Here is a 16417-nt window from a genome sequence, read left to right on the forward strand (position 1 = left end):
CGCCGGCCGGTCGATGCTCGCGGCCGGCGTGCGGGGCCTGACCAAGACCTACGGCCGGGGCGAGGCGCAGGTGCACGCCCTGCGTGGCATCGACCTCGACCTGCGTCGGGGCAGGTTCACCGCGATCATGGGACCGAGCGGGTCGGGCAAGTCCACGCTGATGCACTGCCTGGCCGGGCTCGACCAGGCCGACGGCGGCACCGTCACCGTGGCCGGCACCGACCTGGGATCACTCGACGACGACGCGCTCACGGTCTTCCGCCGCGAGCACGTCGGGTTCGTGTTCCAGTCGTTCAACCTGCTGCCGATGCTCACCGCGGCACAGAACATCCTGCTCCCGCTCGAGTTGGGCGGTGCGCGGATCGACGACGCGACGACCGCGCGCGCACACGCGCTCGCCGAGACCCTCGGCGTGGCCGACCGGCTCGGGCACCGGCCCGCGGAGCTGTCCGGCGGCCAGCAGCAGCGGGTCGCGATCGCCCGGGCCCTGATCACCCGGCCTGCGCTGCTGTTCGCCGACGAGCCCACCGGGAACCTGGACTCCACGACGTCGGCGGAGGTGCTGGAGCACCTGCGCCGGTCGGTGCGCGAGCTGGGCCAGACCGTCGTGATGGTCACCCACGACCGGGACGCGGCCGGCTACGCCGACGACGTGGTCACCATGCAGGACGGGCGGATCGCCTGATGCGCACCGTCTTCCTCGCCTCCCTGCGCACCCACACCCGCCGCTACGTCGCCGCGGCGATCGCGGTGACGGTGTCGGTCGCCTTCGTCGTCGCGATCGGCGTGCTCACCGCCGGGGCGCGCGCCGGGCTCATGGAGAAGTCCGGGGCGCCGTTCCGCGGGGCGGACTACGTCGTCGACGCCCCGGAGGACGGACCCCAGCGGGGCCCGTCGTGTTGCCCCGGCACCCTCGACACGTCCGACGCGATCGCGCTCGTCGACCGCCTCGGCGGCAACGCGTCCGGGCTGGGCCGGGTCGACCTCCCGGTGCACCGGGAAGGCGGCACCCCGCTCGGCTGGCGCGACTCCCGGGGCGGGACGACCGTGGGGCCGATCGCCGCCGCGCAGGAGCTGCGCTGGCAGGAGCTCGTGGCGGGCCGCTTCCCGGCAGGCACCGGCGAGGCGGTGGTGCACGTGTGGGACGCGCAGGCCCAGGAGCTCGCGGTCGGTGACCGGATCCGGGTCGGTGAGGGCGCCGGCGCGACCGACCTGGACGTGGTCGGACTCGTGGAGTCGCCCACGACCTGGACCCAGGCCTCGGTGTACGTCACCTGGCCGCAATACCTGCAGTGGCGCGACAGCCCCACGTGGCACGTGGGTGGTGTGGCGGTGCGTGGGGACGTCGGTCCGGTGCCGGAGGGCATGGCGGTACAGCCGGTCGACGAGTACGTCTCGGACAGCCTCGCCGGGCTCAACAACGATGTGGACGCCTTCGCGCTGATGGGGCTGTTGTTCGCCGGCGTCGCGCTCGTCGTCTCGGTCCTGGTCGTCGCGAACACGTTCTCGATCCTGCTGGCGGCGCGCCTGCGCGACTTCGCCCTGCTGCGCTGCGTCGGTGCGACCCGGCGGCAGGTGCTGGGTTCGGTACGCCGCGAGGCGCTCACCGTCGGCGTGCTCGCGTCCTCGACCGGGACGCTGCTCGGCGTCGGACTCGGCTACGGCCTGCTTCCCCTGATCAGCACCCTCGCACCCGCCAACCCGATGGTCGCCCCCGTACCGCCCCTCGCCTGGCTGTCGGGCGGGTTCGCCCTCGGCCTGCTGGTCACCGTGGTCGCGTCGTGGCTGCCGACCCGGCGCGTGGTCTCGGTGAGTCCGCTGGCGGCGCTGCGACCGCAGACGGCCCTCGACACGCGCACCGCCGGCGGCCGGTCCCGGCCGGCGCTCGCCACGCTGCTGCTCGTCACCGGGCCTGCCCTGCTCGGGGCGGCGATGATCGGCGGCAGCACGGTGCTCATGCTGGCCGGCGGAGCATCGGTGTTCACCGGCGTCCTGCTGTTCGGGCCGGTGCTCGTCCCCCGCCTGGTCCGGGTCGCCGGCGCGTTGCTCGGTCCGCGGGGAAGGCTCGCGACCGAGAACGCCGTGCGCAACCCCCGCCGGACCGCCGCCACCACCGCCGCCCTGCTGATCGGCGTCACCCTGACGACCGCCGTACTCACCGGCATGACCACGTGGCGGGCGGCGCTGGACGAGGTGCGCGACCGGCACAACCCCATCGACGCCGCGCTCACCTCGCTCGACGAGCCGGTCACCACCGACCTCCTCGAGCGGGTACGCCGGATCCCCGGTGTGGAGCAGGCCGTCCCGGTGACCGGCACCGTCGCGCGGATCACCGGGTTCGACGCGCCGCTCCCGGTCCTCACCGCCCCGGACGAGGTGCAGATGGCCCGCGACGGCGGGGCGTTCGCCCGGGCGGAGCCGGGAACGATCCGGATCGACCTCGGAGCCTTCGTGGACCCGGGCACCGAGCCCGGTGACCGCGTCACGGTGAGCGTCGGCGATCGCCGGGCCCAGCTGAAGGTCGTCTCCCTCGGCTCGGGCCGGTCGGGTGTGGTCGCGCCCGAGACGCTGGCCCAGCTCACCGATGCCCCTGAACCGCACGTCATCTGGGTCCGCGCCGCCGAGGACGCCGACCCGCTCGCGCTCGTCGATGCCCTGGACGCGCTGGCGGATGCGACCGGCGCGCAGCTCGAGGACCAGTTGCAGGCGCAGGCGGCGGCGAACCGGGAGCGGGACATCCTCGCCGGGTCGGCGCTCGGCCTGCTCGGCGTCTCCGTGGCGATCGCCCTGATCGGGATCGCGAACACCCTGGGTCTGTCCGTGCTCGAGCGCGCCCGCGAACACGCGCTGCTGCGCGCGCTCGGGCTCACCCGCAGGCAGCTGCGGCGGATGCTGGCGACCGAGGCGGCGCTGCTGTCGGTGGTGGCGACCGCACTCGGCACCGTGATCGGCGTCGGGTTCGCCTGGGTCGGCTACGAGACCTTCGTGACGCGGGCCCTCACCCACGCCACCATGGTCGTTCCCTGGCCGTCACTCGGCGCCGTCGTCGCCATCGCGGCGCTGGCCGGAGTGCTCGCCGGCGTTCTCCCGGCCCGCCGGGCCGCCCGGGTGACCCCGACCGCAGGGCTGTCGCTCGACTGACACCCCCGAAATCAGGAACGGGGTGAGGAGGCGCGGCACCGTGGCGTCGGCCAGCGCGACCCCGTCGGGCGCGGACACGTCCAGCACCGTGTAGCCGCCGGCTCCGGCCGCGGTCACGGCCTCCACCTCGACGAGCCCGGCGCGGCGCTGGAAGACGCTCTGCCGGAACGTCCAGCCGATCACCCCGTCGCGCTGCAGCGCGACCGTCCGCCGCTGGACGCTGCCCTGCCGGGCGACGAGGTGGCGGGCGGTGAGCTCGTGGCCGAGCGCGCGGAAGCGGTCGAGGGCGAGCAGCGCGGCCACCGGGAGCAGGGCGAGGCTCGCCGGGCCGAGCCAGGGCAGCGGCACCGCCCACCCGACCGCGAACGCGAGCACCACGATCGCCGCCGCGGGCCCCACGGCCCGGGTCAGCCGCCGTTGCAGCGCCGCCCGCGGGTGCCGGCGCAGCGGGGCGAGGGTGGCCTCGGCGGGGTGTTCCCGCAGCGCGAGGGCGGCGACCCGGTGCGCTTCGGCGCGCGGCACGGGCGGCTGCAGCGCGCCGCCCTGGGCGTCGCGGGACAGGCCGGTGGACAGCGCACGGCATTGCGCACCCCGCCCGGCCCGCAGCAGCAGCGGCTCCACGACCTCCGCACCGCGCAGCCGCTGCTCGGACACCGACAGCGACCGGCGGGTCAGCAGGCCGCGCTTGACGCGCAGCGCGCCGCCCGTCCCGGCGCCAGGGTCGGCGGTGACCTCGCGGGTGAGGCGGTAGTCGTACCAGCGCTCGGCGAACAGCAGCACCGCGCCGACGACGGCGAGCACGAGGAGCGCGAGGGCCAGCACCGCGATGCCGAGCCAGAGCGGGGCGGTGGTGAGCCGCTGGGCGGCGTCGTCCACCGGCGGGAGGTCGCGGGGGTCCACGCCGAGGTCGTCGAACAGGTTGAACCCGGCGGCGCCGATCGCGCCGATCCCTGCGAGCGAGGAGAACGTCAGCGGCGCGAACCGCAGCCACGACCAGCGCAGCCGCGCCAGCTCCTCGCCGGGCGGCGGCGCCGGCGCGGCCGGCACGTCCGCGCGGGGCCGGTCGAGCAGCTCCCGGCGCAACCGGTCGGCCTCGGCCTTGCTGACGGCGTCCAGGCTCAGCCCCGAGCTCTCCAGCGCCCCGCCGGTCGCCGCCCCGACCTGCACCACGCTGAGCCCGAAGAGGCGGTGCAGCAGCTTCGCGGTGAGGTCGACGGTACGGATCCGGTCGCGCGGCACCGACCGGCGTTGCCGGCGCAGCCACCCCGTGTGCAGCTCCACGCGCTCGTCGGTGATGCGGTACTGCGTCGTGCGCCACCGCACCACGCCGCCGGCCACGAGCAGCACGGCGATGCCGAGCGGGATCCACAGCCGCCCCACCACGTCGCCCCGCCCCGTCAGCAGCAGGATCACCACCACGGGCAGCAGCCGGATCACGCCGGACAGGGGCGTCACCGCGAGCATCCGGGGGTCCAGCCGCCGCCACGGCGCTGTGTCGGGGGGCACCGGATCGGGCGGCAGGCTGTCGGGCGGCAGGGGGTTGGGGGGCACGGGGTCGGCCGTCACGTGGCGTCCCCGGGGGTGGCCTGGGTGGTCTCGGTGAGCACGCGGGCCAGCTCGGCGGCCCCGCGCTCGTCGAGGCCGCGGATCTTGACCGGCCCGCGCGCCGAGGCCGTGGTCACCGTGACGCTGGCGAGCTTGAGCAGCTGCTGCAGCGGACCGTGCTCGGTGTCCACGGTCTGCACGCGTGAGATCGGGGCGATCCGCCACTCCCGCACCAGCCATCCGGACATCGTGTAGACCGCCTCGGGCGTGACCTCCCAGCGGTGGATGCGGTAGAGCAGCGGCGGGACGACGACGCCGTACGCGAGCACGATCACCGCCGTGGCGACGGAGGTGGCGACGAGCCAGCCCGGGGCGTCATCTGCGGACAGGACCAGCACCACCAGCTGCGGCCCCGTGAGTACCACCAGTGTGAGCAGGGCGCGCAGCTGCCACCACCGGACGGCCCGCGGGCTGACCTGGTGGGCGGGCGGGCGCAGCGGTAGTGCGAGCGGCGCGGCGGCGGACATGCCCGGAGTCTGCCCCCTGAGACCCCGCGCCCCGTCCGCGACGCGGTCTCCGGAGTGTCGGAAGGCGGGTCAGGGGAGCGCGCGGACGGACTTCGCGTGCAGTGCGGTCATCGGGGCCGGGTCGGTGCCGCAGGACAGCGGGCGGGGCGCGCCGTCCAGGGCTGCCACGTCCACCTCCCAGCGCCGGCCGTCGCGCGCGGTGACGACGGCGCCGCCGGGCACGTCGGCGACCTGCAGGGTGTCGGCGTCGCGCAGCCCGGTGGCGGCACGCACGGCGAGCTCGGCCACCTGCCCGGTGGGCGACCACGTACTGCGCCCGCGGCACTGCGCCGTGTCGACCTCGCCGGGGAACGCCGCCTTGCGTGCCGCGATCGCGGTGGCCGGGTCGAGCCGGCCGTAGGCGTAGCCGGTGGGCAGCACGAGCGCCGTGGGGGCGAACCGGTGCCCGCCGAGGTGGCTGCATTCCCAGACGTGCTGCTCGCCCGCGTCGACGACGGCCAGCGCGAGCGCGCGCCCGTCCACGGCGCAGCAGCGGTCGCGGCGGCCGTGCGTGCACACCAGCAGCAGGGGGTCACCCACCGGGGCGCCGGGCAAGGGCTCGTCGTCGGCGGGCAGTTCGAGCTCGGCGAGCTGCTCCGGCCCGTCGATCGTGAAGGTCGTGACGCGGGTGGCCCCGGGCGCGGTGTCGGCGAGGAACACGCGCAGCGGCGCCCCGTGCTCACCGCGGCGGCCGGGCCTGCGGATCAGCAGCAGCCGCCAGCCGGGCGTGGCGGCGAGAGCGGCGAGGGCGGGCTCGGGGTGGGCGGTCAGGTCGCTGGGCCACGAACCGCGCTGCTCCACGCACACCCAGCGGCGGGTGACCGGCGCCGAACCGGCCAGTGGCTCGTCGCGCGCGAGGGCCAGGAGGCTGCAGCGCTGCCATCCCGGTGCCGTTCCCATCCCGGCACAATACCTAAGCCTTACCTAACCCGGTGGGGTGACGCCTCTCACCGGGTGCCGGCAGCTCCCGATGGACGATCTTGCCGGTGGTGTTGCGCGGCAGCTCGTCGAGGAACTCGACGTCACGCGGCACCGCGAAGCGGCTCAGCTCCGCGCGTACCCAGCCCCGCACCTCGTCGGCGTCGACCTGCGCGCCCGGCTCCAGCACCACGTAGGCGGCGAGCCGCTGCCCGTACTGCTCGTCGTCGACGCCGGTGACCGCCGCCTCGCGCACCTCGGGCCGTGCCGCGATCAGGTCCTCCACCGGGCCCGGGTGCACGTTCTCCCCACCCGAGACGATCATGTCGTCGGCGCGGCCGGTGAGGTGCAGCAGACCGTTCTCGTCGAGGCGGCCGACGTCGCCCGTGCCGAGCATCCCGTCGGACCGTTGCACGTCGACGCCTTCGCGCGTGTAGCCCTCGAACGGCATGTCGTTGCGGACGAAGACGCGCCCCTCCTCGCCGCGCGGCACGGGCCGGTCGTCGTCGCCGAGGATCACCAGTCGGGTGCCGACCGGCGCGCGGCCCGCGGTGCCGGGCGCGGCGCGCAGGTCGGCCGGGCCCGCGATGCTCACCCAGGACACCTCGGTGGAGCCGTAGAGGTTGTAGAGGATCTCGCCGAAGCGGTCCATGAACGTGGTGGCCAGGTCCGCGGGCAGCGCCGACCCGCTGACGGCGACGATCCGCGGGTGGTGCCACGACCACACCCGGGCCAGCTCGTCGGCGGGCAGCTCCAGCACCCGCTGCAGCATCACCGGCACCGCGAACACGGCCTCGACGCGGTGGTCCTGGGCGATCCGCAGGAACTCCGCGGGCGTGTACTTGCGTGAGAGCACGATCGGGGCGCCGTGCAGCACGGCGAGCTGCAGCGCGGCCAGCCCCCAGGTGTGCAGCAGCGGTGCCGCGATCAGCACCGGCTCGGCGGCCCGCAGCGGGATGGTCGACAGGATCGCCGCGGCGGGCGAGATGCTGTGCAGCGGCGGGCGGCGTGCCCCCTTCGGTGTGCCGGTCGTGCCCGACGTCAGCACGATCGTGTGGCCCGCAGCCGGGCGGCGTGGCAGGGGACCGGGGCCGTCGAGGTCGGCGAGCTCGGCGTCGGTGACGACGCGGCAGTGCCCGGGCAGCCCCTCGAGCGCGGGCCGGAAATCCTCGTCGGCGATCACCGTGTGCAGGTCGAGCTCCCCGGCCACCTCGCGGAGCTGACCCGCCGACAGGCCCGTGTTGAGCAGCACGGCGTCGGCGCCGATCTTGCCCGCGGCGACCTGAGCCGCGATCGCGCCCCGGTGGTTGCGGCACAGCACGCCCAGGCGGGCGCGCGGCCCGAGCCCGCCGTCGGCGAGCCCGCGTGCGATCGCGTCGGTCCAGGCGGACAGCGCGGCGAAGGTGAGCGCGCCGTCGTCGTCGACGATCGCGGTGCGGTGCGGGTGCCGTGCCGCCCCGGCCGCGTAGCCGGCGGTGATCGTCAGGCCGTAGCGGAGGAGGCCGGTCACCATGCCCAGCAGGCGGTCGGGGCGTACCGGGCGCACCACCCCGGAGCGGGTCAGCGCCACCACGGCCCGCGCGGAGCCGACCACCTGCTCGGCTCCCGCGCGCGCACCCTCGACCACTCGTCCCACGATCACGGCGCCAGTCTGGCAAGCCCGTCCCGACCGCGCAGCCCGTCAGGGCGATGGCTGCGTGAGGTACACGGTGCGGACGCCGACCGTTGTGACCCACGTCGCGCTCCCGGGGCCGCGGCCGGCCCACCCCGCCCCTGACCGCTCAGCCGCGCGGCGTCATACACGCCGTTCCACGAGCGACGCGGCGTACCCCACGGCTGCGACGGTGCCGACAACGAGCGTCCGGCGGACAGTTCTCGCCGGATCCCACGGGAGATGTCCGCACCCGGCCGACGTGCGCCGGGCGCGTCAGCTGGGGGTGATGACGACCTTGAGCGCCTGGTGGGCGGCGGCGTTCTTGAACACGTCGTACGCCTCGCCGATCTGGTCGAAGGTGAACGAATGAGTGCCCATCTTCTCTGCGGGGATCCGGCCGCCGGCCACCATCTTGAGCAGGGTCGGGATCGAGACGGTGTCGACCAGTCCCATGGTCAGGGTGACATTGCTGATCCACATGTCCTGCATGGGGAGCTCGACCGGGGTTCCGTGCACACCGACGTTGGCGATCGTGCCGCCCGGCCGGACCAGGGAGGCGGCGGTCAGCAGGGTCTCGGGATAGCCGACAGCTTCGATCGCGACGTCGACGCCGAGCCCATCGGTGAGTGCGGTCACGTCACCGACCGTGCCGGGACCGACCTCGACGGCATCGGTGGCGCCGAACTCCAGCGCCTTCTCGAGGCGGAACTTGTTGGAGTCGATGGCGATCACCTTGGATGCACCCCACAGGCCGGCGGTCAGCACCGCGGACAACCCGACGGCGCCCGCGCCGACGACCGCGACGGTGTTGCCGGGCCGGACGCCGCCGGCGAGCACGCCGACCTCGTAGCCGGTGGGCAGCGAGTCGGCCAGGAAGATCGCCTGCTCGTCGCTCACGCCCTCTGGTATCGCGTACAGCGACGTGTCCGCGTAGGGGACGCGCACGTACTCGGCCTGGGTGCCGTCGATGAGGTGCCCGAAGATCCAGCCGATGCCGCCGAGGGTCTGGCAGTGCGACGGCATACCCCGGGTGCAGTACTCGCAGCGCCCGCACCGGCTGATCGCCGGTACCAGCACCCGATCGCCGACGGAGAATCCGCTGATCGCGGACCCGACCTCGGTGATCGTGCCGACGGCCTCGTGGCCGAGGATGCGCCCGTCGGTCACCGCGGGAACGTCGCCTTGCAGGATGTGCAGATCCGTGCCGCAGATCGTGGTGATGTCGACCTCGACCACGACGTCGGTGGGGTCCTGCACTGCAGCGTCGGGGACGGTCTCCCAGGCCTTGTCGTTCGGGCCGTGGTAAACGAGTGCCTTCATCCTGCTACCTCCGTTGGTCGCACACAGCTCGTCGGGGTGACCGAGCGCGTCGGTCCGACCGACGCTAGAGACGCCGCTCACTGCCGACTGTCTCGTTCTGCGACGATCCGGCGCGGTCATCGATTTCCGCCCGCGCAGCCCGTCAGTGGAGCGGCTGCGTGAGGTCGTACACCGTGCGACCGCCGACCATGGTCGGGGCGAAGTGCTCCTGCACCCAGGTTGCGATCCCCGAGTTGCGCCCCGGCCCGGCCTGCGACCCGTCGGGGTCCCGCGGCCCCTCCGTCGACGGCCCTCCGGGGCCTCTCCCGCCGTCGACGAACCAGCGCACCTCACCGGCGGCAACCATCGCCTGGAACTCCTGCAGTGTCGGGGCCGGGTCGCCGCCGGAGAAGCCGCCGACGCCCATGACCGTGGTGTCGCTGGCCAGTGCCAGGGACGCGCTGCTCTGCGCGCCGGTCGTGGCGGCCGACCAGGTCGTTCCCGCCGACCTGAGCAGCGCCACGAGCTCCGCGTCGACGGTGCCGGGGTTCCCGCCGCCGCCCGGGCGGGGCGCGTTCCCCGGGCGCTGCCCGGCGTCGGGTCCGGCCTGCCCGCCGTCCGGCCCTGCCGGGCCGCCCGTCCCCGAGCGTGCCTGGCCCCCGCCCGGCATCCCGCCCTGGCCGCCGTCCGCCGCGGCCTGCAGCGCGTACGCCGTCGGGGCGGCCAGCGTCGTCAGCACCAGCGCGAGGGCGACGACGTCGGCCCCGCGGCGCCGGATCCCGGCCAGGAGCGCGAAGGCCACGACGGCCGCCACCGCGACGACGGCCCAGCGCAGCCACGGCAGGAACTCCGGCGTCCGCCCGAGCACCACCCACGCCCACACCGCCGTGCCCGCCGTGACCACGGTCAGCGCAGCGCGGCCGGCCCACGTCGCCCGCCGCCGCCACAACAGCGTGCCGCCGATGCCGACGAGCGCCGCGATCCCGGGTGCGAGCGCGACCGTGTAGTACGAGTGGAAGATCCCCTCGGCGAGGCTGAACACGAGCGCCGTCACCACCGTCCAGCCGCCCCACAGCACCAGCGATGCCCGGACGGCGTCGGTGCGCGGTGCCCGGCGGGTCAGCCAGAGCCCCACCAGGAGCAGCGCTAGCGCGGCCGGCAGCAGCCACCCGGCCATCGCGCCGATCTGGGAGTCGAACATCCGCAGGATGCCGGGCTCGCTGCCGAAGCCGGCGCCCATCTGCTGGACCTGCCCGTTCGGGCCCATCAGGAACCCGCCGCCGCCGGCACCGCCCTCGCGCCCGAAGATCCGTCCCAGCCCGTTGTAGCCCAGCGCCAGCTCCAGGGCACTGTCGGACTCGGAACCGCCGATGTAAGGGCGGCTCGCGGCCGGCCAGAGCTCGACGACCGCGTACCACCAGCCGCCCGCCACGACGATCGCGACGCCGGCGGCCAGGAGTTGCCGGACCCGCCGCCAGACGCCCGCGGGGGCGGCCACCAGGTAGGCCGCCGCGAGCGCGGGCAGCGGCACGAACGCCTGCGCCATCTTCGTCAGGAACGCGAACCCGACGAGCGCGCCGGCGAGCAGCAGCCAGCGGGTGGACGCGGTCCCGGTGGCGCGCACGACCGCGTAGGCCGCGCCGACCAGCAGCAGCACGAGCAGCGCGTCCGGGTTGTTGTAGCGGAACATCTCCACGGCCACCGGGGTCAGGGCCAGCGCGGCCCCGGCCAGCAGCCCGGCCCCCGGCCCGGCCACCCGACGTACCGCGGCGTGCAGGAGCGCGACCGCCCCGACGCCCATCAGTGCCTGGGGCACGAGCATGCTCCACGCCGAGAGCCCGAACAGCCGCGCCGACAGCGCCATGACCCACAGCGACGCGGGCGGCTTGTCGACCGTGACGACATTGCCCGCGTCGGTGGACCCGAACAGGAATGCGGTCCAGTTCTGCGTCATGGCCTGCACGGCGCCGGCGTAGTAGGTGTTGGCCCAGCCGAGGGAGCCCAGGTCCCACAGGTACAGCAGGGCCGTGCCGAGCAGCAGGACCGCCAGCGCGAGCCGGTGGTGGCGAGGTCGTTCGGTGCGCACCGGCGGGGCCTCGGGGGCGGCGAGGGTGGTCACGCGGGGGTCTCCTGACGGGTCGGGGTGGCGGCCGCGGGGCGGCGGAAGATCCACGAGCGGAAGGCGACGAAGCGCAGCACCGTGGCGAGCGCGTTGGCGGTGACGAGCACGCCGAGCTCCACGGCGCGTCCGGTGCCCGGTGCCCATGCCGCGAGCGCGGCCAGCGCCCCGGAGGTGAGGCCGAGCCCGAGTGCGAACACGACGAGGCCCTGGACGTGGTGCAGGACGGCGCGGTGGCCACCCCGGATGCCGAAGGTCAGCCGGCGGTTCGCGGCGGTGTTCGCGACGGCGGTGACCACCAGCGCCACGAGGTTCGCCCCGAACGGCCCGAACCCGCCGCGCAGCAGGACGTAGAGCAGGAGGTAGGCCAGGGTGCTGCACCCGCCCACCAGCGCGAACCGCGCCAGCTCGGCCGGCATCCCGGACGGGACCCCGGGGAGCTGTCCGCGCCCGTGCGCGCCCCGCAGCTCGCCCAGCGGCAGGCGACCGGTGGCCAGCGCGCGGGCGAGGCGGGCGATGCCCGACAGGTCGGCCACGGCCGTCGCGAGGACGTCCACGCGGCTGTCCGGGTCGTCGACCCAGTCGACGGGCACCTCGTGGATGCGCAGCCCGCTGCGCTCGGCCAGCACCAGCAGTTCGGTGTCGAAGAACCAGCCGGTGTCCTCCACCAGCGGCAGCAGCTGCTGCGCGACGTCGGCGCGGATCGCCTTGAACCCGCACTGCGCGTCGCTGAACCGCGCGGCGAGCGCGCCACGCAGCAGGAGGTTGTAGGCCAGCGAGATCAGCTCCCGCTTCGGGCCGCGCACCACCCGGGAGCCGCGGCCCAGCCGCGTGCCGATCGCGAGGTCGGAGTGGCCCGAGACCAGCGGTGCCACCAGCGGGAGCAGCGCGGCCAGGTCGGTGGACAGGTCCACGTCGCAGTAGGCGAGCACCTGCGCGTCGGAGGCGGTCCAGGCCGCGTGCAGGGCCCGCCCGCGCCCCTTCTCCGCCAGCCGCAACGCGGTCACGTGGGGCAGCTCGCCTGCCAGCCGGGCCGCGATCACCGGGGTCTCGTCGGTGCTCGCGTTGTCGGCGATCGTGATCCGGAACGGGTACGGGAACCGCTCGGTGAGGTGCTCGTGCAGCCGGCGCACCGAGCGCTCGAGGGTCGCCTGCTCGTCGAGGACGGGCACGACGACGTCGAGCACGGGACGCTCCGACCGTCCGGGCTGCGCGGATGCCGGCGCGGTGTCGATGCTCATGCCCCGACGCTCGCCCGGCCCGCTGTCGCCCCGGTGTGGCCCGCCTGTGCCCCCGCTGTGAGCCGGCCGCCCGAGCAGCCATGATCGGTACTTCGGCGCGATAACGGGCGGAATTCAACCCGCGAACGCGCCGACACGCCGATCATGAGGCCGGGAGCCCGGCCGGCGGGTCAGGCTGCGGGGAGGTGGAGGGTGAACGCGGTGTGGCCGGGACGGCTGCTGACCTCCACGGTGCCGTGGTGGGCCTCCACGACCGCCCGGACGATCGCCAGGCCCAGGCCGGTGCTTCCGGTGTCGCGGGAGCGGGAGGTCGAGCCACGGGCGAACCGCTCGAAGACGTGCGGCACCAGGTGCGCGGCGATGCCGGGCCCTGTGTCGAGGACGCTCAGGTGGGCGGCATCCGCGTCGGCGGCGAGCGCGACCGTCACCTCGGTGCCCGCCGGCGTGTGCGTCCGGGCGTTCGCGAGCAGGTTGGCCAGTACCTGGGCGAGCCGGGAGGTGTCGCCGGGCACCACCACCGGGTGCTCGGGAGCATCGAGCGTCCAGCGGTGGTCGGGGCCTGCGGCGTGCGCGTCGGCCACGGCGTCGACGACGAGGCGGGTCAGGTCGACGTCGCCGTGCTCGAGGGGGCGGCCGGCGTCGAGCCGCGCGAGCAGCAGCAGATCCTCCACGAGGGCGGTCATCCGCTCGGCCTGCGAGGTGATGCGGGTGAGCGAGTACGCCGCGTCCTGCGGCAGCGCGTCGCGTCGCGCGAGCTCGGCGTAGCCGCTGATCGCGGCGAGGGGGGTGCGCAGCTCGTGGCTGGCGTCGGCGATGAACTGCCGCAGCCGCACCTCGCTGTCGTGCCGCGCTTCCAGCGCCGACCCGACGTTGTCGAGCATGCGGTTCAGGGCGCTGCCGACCTGGCCCACCTCGGTGCGCGGATCGACGTCGGGCACCCGCTCGACGAGCGACACCTCGCCCCGGTCCAGCGGCAGCGCGCCGACCCGCGCCGCGGTGGCCGCCACCCGCTCGAGGGGCCGCAGCTCGCGCCGGACGACGACGGCGCCCGCGATGCCCGCCCCGACCAGGGTCACGCCCGCCACGACCAGTTCGATGAGCACGAGCCCGGACACGATGTCCTGCACGGGGGCTTCCGGCATGCCGCTCACGACGACGTCGCCGACCGGCGTCCGCGTGGCGACGACGCGGTAGTCCCCGAGAGGGCCCAGGTCCACGCTGCGCGGCGGTTCCCCCACCGGGATCGCGGCGAGCTCGGCGTACTCCTGCACGGGAACATCGCGCACGCTGCCACCGAGCGGGAACACCGCGGCCGCGAGCACGTCCCCGTCCCGGACCACGGCCGTGAGGCTGTCGGGGGGCCGCGGGCCGCGGTCGTCCCTCAGCACGGTGGGCGACTCGCCCGGCTCGTCGCGGATGAGGACGCGGGTGGCCGCACGCACGTCGAGGTCGAGCCGGTGGATCAGGAACTGGCGCAGCGCGATCGTGGTGGCCACCGCGACCAGGGCCGAGGCGATGGCCAGCAGCAGGAGGGTGACCGCCACCAGCCGGGTGCGCAGCGAGTGACCGTTCACCCGCCTGCCGCCGGTTTGAGCACGTAGCCCGCCCCGCGGACGGTGTGGATCATCGGCGACCGTCCGGCGTCGATCTTCTTGCGCAGGTAGGACACGTAGAGCTCGACCACGTTGGACTGGCCGCCGAAGTCGTAGTTCCACACGCGGTCGAGGATCTGCGCCTTCGACAGCACGCGGCGGGGGTTGCGCATCAGGTAGCGGAGCAGCTCGAACTCGGTGGCGGTGAGCTCCACGAGGTCGTCGCCGCGGCGGACCTCGTGGCTGTCCTCGTCCAGCACCAGGTCGCCGACTACGAGCTGCGAACCCTGCCGCGCGGCCGTCATCCCGGAGCGGCGCAGCAACCCGCGCAGCCGCGCGACCAGCTCTTCGAGGCTGAACGGCTTGGTGACGTAGTCGTCGCCGCCCGCCGTGAGGCCGGCGATCCGGTCCTCCACGGCATCGCGTGCCGTCAGGAACAGGACCGGCACCTCGGGGGTCTCGGCGCGCAGCCGGCGCAGCACCTCGAGGCCGTCGACGTCGGGAAGCATCACGTCGAGCACCACGGCGTCGGGGCGGTGCTCGCGGGCGAGACGGACGGCGGTGGTGCCGTCGGCGGCCGTCCGGACGTCCCAGCCCTCGTAGCGCAGTGCCATCGAGAGCAGCTCGGCGAGCGCGGCCTCGTCGTCGACCACGAGGACGCGGATCGGACTCCCGTCCGCGCGTCGCAGCTCAGGAGCCGTGCCCCGCACCGTTGCCATGCTAGCCAGCCTCGCCCGCGCGGCTGTGGCCTCGATGGGCGGATCCTGTGCGCGAGCTGTGCGAAGAAAAAAGGGAACCGCGGGGTTCTCGCCGTCGTCAATGCCGGTATTTCCACCGACAGGAGGACGGCATGACCACGTTCGAGGGCTGGCGAAGCGACGCCACCGCGTTCCTCGCCGAGATCGCGGCCGACAACACCCGCGAGTTCTGGTCCGTGCACGGGCACCGGCACGCGGGGGCGCACGGCCCGATGCGCGCGCTCGCGGCCGAGCTGGAGCCGGAGTTCGGCCCGGTCCGCGTCCTGCGGCCCTACCGCAACCGCAGGTTCCGGCCTGACGTGCCGCCCTACCGCACCGACGTCGGCGGGGTCGCCCGCAGTCCGGGTGGGTGTGCGCTCGCCGTCGTGCTGTCGGCCGAGGCCCTGTCGACGACGGCCGGGCACTGGTCGTTCGACGGCGGCCAGCTGCGCTGCTACCGCGCGGCCGTCGACGGGCCGGCAGGCGACGAGCTGGCGCAGCTCCTCGCCGGGCGCACGATCGATCGCGGCCGCGCGCTGCGCGGCACCCCGCGCGGGTTCCGGGGCGACCACCCGCGCATCGGGTTGCTGCGCCACGGCGGGCTGCAGGTGGTGACGTCCTGGCCCCTGGGGGAGGACCGGCCGGCGGGGGAGTGGCTCGCCACCCGCGAGCCGCTCGAGCGGGTCCGGCGCGCGTGGCGGGCCGCCGCGCCGGTGGTGGCGTGGCTGGACGCGCACGTCGGACCGCCCGAGCCGGTCGCGCCCCGACCGCGCCCGTCGGTGGTGCCGGAACCGGCCGGCTGACGGGCCTCGGTCAGCGGGCGCGCCAGTACCCCGTGGCGTAGACCCGCCGACGGTCGAGACCGCGCTCGTCGAGCAGGTGCTTGCGCAGGTCGCGCACACAGGCCGATTCGCCCGAGAGCCACGCCTGCCCGTCGCCCGCCGGGAAGTCCGCGGCCCGCACGGCGGCGGCCAGGGGTGCGCCCGGCTCGGCGTCGCCGCGGTGCACCCAGTGCAGCTGCGCGGCGCCGGGCAGGTCCTGCTCCTCGCCGGCGTCGGCGACCTCGAGGAACGCGCGCGCCGGCACCCCCGCGGGCAGCGCCTCGAGCACGGTGGCGACGGCGGGCAGGGCCGTCTCGTCGCCGATGACGACGTGGAAGGCCGTTGCCGGGTCGGGCTCGTAGCGGCCCCCGGGTTCGGACACGCCCACCCAGGCGCCGGGCTCTGCGTCGCGCGCCCATGCTGCGGCGGGACCGTGGCCCTCGTGCAGCACGAAGTCGACGTCGAGCTCGCCCGCGGCCGGGTCGAACCGGCGCACCGTGTACGTGCGGATGGCCGGGCGCGGCTCACCGGCAGGCCACACCGGCCCGCCCGATGCCGCCCGCGGCACGGCCGGCCGCTCCTGCCCCTCCACGGGGAAGAACATCTTGATCCGCCGGTCGGGACCCTCGCCTGCGAAGCCGGCGAGCTCCTCGCCCGCGAGCGTCACCCGGATCATCCGCGGGGTGACGCGCGCGCTGCGCCGGACCTGCAGCAGCCGGGGTGCGGTGGTACTCACAGCCGGAGATTGTGCCGTGCGGCGCGGGGGCCGCTTCGCGGCGGCGGC

General features: G+C 75.1%; 13 protein-coding genes. 3 read left to right on the plus strand and 10 right to left on the minus strand.

All coding sequences use genetic code 11. The features are described 5' to 3' along the window. Nucleotides 1–13 precede the first annotated feature (13 nt). Nucleotides 14–685: an ABC transporter ATP-binding protein gene (locus tag CFP66_RS37970; RefSeq protein WP_094930297.1), complete on the plus strand. Its 672-nt coding sequence runs from the start codon at nucleotides 14–16 to the stop codon at nucleotides 683–685. Then, nucleotides 685–3141, plus strand: a complete 2457-nt coding sequence (locus CFP66_RS37975; RefSeq protein WP_094930204.1) for an FtsX-like permease family protein — start codon at nucleotides 685–687, stop codon at nucleotides 3139–3141. Before CFP66_RS37970 ends, CFP66_RS37975 begins: the two co-directional genes overlap by 1 nt. Here CFP66_RS37975 and CFP66_RS37980 read toward each other — a convergent pair. The 9 genes from CFP66_RS37980 to CFP66_RS38020 form a co-directional block, all read right to left on the minus strand. Then, nucleotides 3031–4707 (minus strand): PH domain-containing protein, encoded by a 1677-nt coding sequence (locus CFP66_RS37980; protein WP_094930205.1) that lies wholly within the window; start codon nucleotides 4705–4707, stop codon nucleotides 3031–3033. The genes CFP66_RS37975 and CFP66_RS37980 overlap by 111 nt on opposite strands. Further along, nucleotides 4704–5213: a PH domain-containing protein gene (locus CFP66_RS37985; protein ID WP_094930206.1), complete on the minus strand. Its 510-nt coding sequence runs from the start codon at nucleotides 5211–5213 to the stop codon at nucleotides 4704–4706. The genes CFP66_RS37980 and CFP66_RS37985 overlap by 4 nt, the downstream gene beginning before the upstream one ends. A gap of 69 nt (nucleotides 5214–5282) precedes the next feature. Beyond that, entirely contained in the window at nucleotides 5283–6152 is an 870-nt protein-coding gene (locus CFP66_RS37990) for a sucrase ferredoxin (RefSeq protein WP_094930207.1), read from the minus strand. A gap of 13 nt (nucleotides 6153–6165) precedes the next feature. After that, entirely contained in the window at nucleotides 6166–7812 is a 1647-nt protein-coding gene (locus CFP66_RS37995; RefSeq protein WP_094930208.1) for an AMP-binding protein, read from the minus strand. A gap of 285 nt (nucleotides 7813–8097) precedes the next feature. Then, nucleotides 8098–9144, minus strand: coding sequence for an alcohol dehydrogenase catalytic domain-containing protein (locus CFP66_RS38000; protein ID WP_094930209.1), 1047 nt, complete (start codon nucleotides 9142–9144; stop codon nucleotides 8098–8100). Between the two features lie 142 nt (nucleotides 9145–9286). After that, nucleotides 9287–11242, minus strand: a complete 1956-nt coding sequence (locus tag CFP66_RS38005) for a glycosyltransferase family 39 protein (RefSeq protein WP_094930210.1) — start codon at nucleotides 11240–11242, stop codon at nucleotides 9287–9289. Beyond that, the gene (locus tag CFP66_RS38010; RefSeq protein WP_094930211.1) at nucleotides 11239–12483 is read right to left on the minus strand and encodes a bifunctional glycosyltransferase family 2/GtrA family protein; all 1245 of its coding nucleotides are present in this window, start codon (nucleotides 12481–12483) and stop codon (nucleotides 11239–11241) included. The genes CFP66_RS38005 and CFP66_RS38010 overlap by 4 nt, the downstream gene beginning before the upstream one ends. Before the next feature lie 170 nt (nucleotides 12484–12653). Next, on the minus strand, nucleotides 12654–14057 hold the full coding sequence (locus CFP66_RS38015) for a cell wall metabolism sensor histidine kinase WalK (RefSeq protein ID WP_094930212.1): 1404 nt from the start codon (nucleotides 14055–14057) through the stop codon (nucleotides 12654–12656). Beyond that, on the minus strand, nucleotides 14054–14794 hold the full coding sequence (locus tag CFP66_RS38020; protein ID WP_094930213.1) for a response regulator transcription factor: 741 nt from the start codon (nucleotides 14792–14794) through the stop codon (nucleotides 14054–14056). Before CFP66_RS38020 ends, CFP66_RS38015 begins: the two co-directional genes overlap by 4 nt. Before the next feature lie 131 nt (nucleotides 14795–14925). Here CFP66_RS38020 and CFP66_RS38025 point away from each other — a divergent pair, with 131 nt between their 5' ends. Continuing rightward, nucleotides 14926–15615 (plus strand): DUF2461 family protein, encoded by a 690-nt coding sequence (locus tag CFP66_RS38025; protein ID WP_094930214.1) that lies wholly within the window; start codon nucleotides 14926–14928, stop codon nucleotides 15613–15615. A gap of 10 nt (nucleotides 15616–15625) precedes the next feature. On the opposite strand, the gene CFP66_RS38030 is transcribed toward CFP66_RS38025, so the two are convergent. Continuing rightward, nucleotides 15626–16369 carry a siderophore-interacting protein gene (locus CFP66_RS38030; protein WP_094930215.1) on the minus strand — a complete coding sequence of 248 codons (744 nt, stop codon included), beginning with the start codon at nucleotides 16367–16369 and terminating at the stop codon, nucleotides 15626–15628. Between the last annotated feature and the right edge of the window lie 48 nt (nucleotides 16370–16417).

Origin of the sequence: Pseudonocardia sp. MH-G8 (genome assembly GCF_002262885.1) — a bacterium.
Taxonomy (GTDB): Bacteria; Actinomycetota; Actinomycetes; order Mycobacteriales; family Pseudonocardiaceae; genus Pseudonocardia.